Raw genomic sequence first — 1,281 nt, 5'->3', positions numbered from 1 at the left:
TGTAAGTGAAACCTTCAATGGTGGTTCTAAACAGTACACCATTACTACCACAGCCGTAACGTCTAATGGCAACAGCACCCTGCCCACCGATGAAGAATCAACGGTTACTTTCCGTACCCAGAGCGGTCATGAAGCTACAGTGAAATTGTTGCAGAAGAATTACGGTCTTATCTACAAAGACGTTAAAAGTAAATACGCTTCGGCTACAAGTAAAGAATACAGTTTTACGGTACAGAGTAATACCAATTGGAAGATTGGTTCCGTAACCGATGCTTCAAGTGTACTTACTACTGCTTCCAAAAGTGCTTTAGAAACCATAACCGGTACGTCAGGTACCACCACCGTTACGTTCACCGTCGCTGCCAGTACTACCGGTACCGCTACCCTGAACTTTATAAACACAGATGGCTTATTCGCCGATGTAGCCGTTACGTTGAATGTTCAGCCTATTGTTCCCGCTGAGTTCGGTGGTAGTAATATCGTTTGGGATGGTACAAAACTGACCTTCTCTACCGGTCCCGACGACAAGAGCGTGGATGCCCAGGCACAAGGTGTTTACTTCCAGTGGGGTTCCCTGGTGGCTATCAGTCCTGTGGGTGCTTTCTCTGCCTCGTCCTCTATCTTGTATAAACCAGAGGAATATACAACTGCCATCACATCTTGGACTACTATTCCTTATGTCAATGAAACCACTGCTCCGTTCAATGACGACGTGCAAACTGAGGATGACTTTGCTACTTACAACAGCAATACCGGTTACAATGCTTCTACCGGCAAGGGTGACATTTGTCGTTACATCTCCGCCAAGGGTTGGGTAGCTGGTAGTTGGCGTTTGCCTACCTATGCCGAGCAAAAGACATTCCTCGAGGCAGCTGGTCAAAGTCCTGTAAGCCCTAGTTATTACGGTACTCCCATCGGTACCTTCACCGCCTTCACCGCTTCCAATGCCAACGGTCTGGATCAAATCCCCAGTTACGTTCAGCTTTTGGATCAGCGCTTCCCTGCCTCCGGCTCCCGGCGCACCAATGGGGCTTTGCTCAACGCAGGCGGCAACGGGTACTTCTGGTCGGGCTCATCGTACTCCACTACGAACGGGTTCCTCATGCACGTGTACTCGAGCGGGGCGATCCAGGACGGCCTCAGCCGGCGGAATGGGTTTGTTGCTCGCTGTGTCCGAGAGTGATTGTGCCTACCCAAGCTGTATCTAAAATGATGGGCTTAGCTAAACTGTCCTGGCCGGCACTAGAATACCGGTATGGAAGTTTAGCTAAGAGTTGATCC

At 49.6% G+C, this 1,281-nt stretch carries 1 pseudogene; it reads left to right on the top strand.

The window, feature by feature from the left end:
- A pseudogene (locus tag D0T87_RS23650) lies at window positions 1–1,183 on the top strand (fibrobacter succinogenes major paralogous domain-containing protein); the annotation flags it as partial.
- Window positions 1,184–1,281: the final 98 nt, after the last annotated feature.

Source organism: Bacteroides sp. 51, assembly GCF_010500965.1.
In the GTDB taxonomy this organism is placed as follows: Bacteria; Bacteroidota; Bacteroidia; order Bacteroidales; family Bacteroidaceae; genus Bacteroides.
The sequence above is the reverse complement of the archived record's forward strand: the minus strand, read 5'-3'. Positions and strand labels throughout refer to the sequence as shown.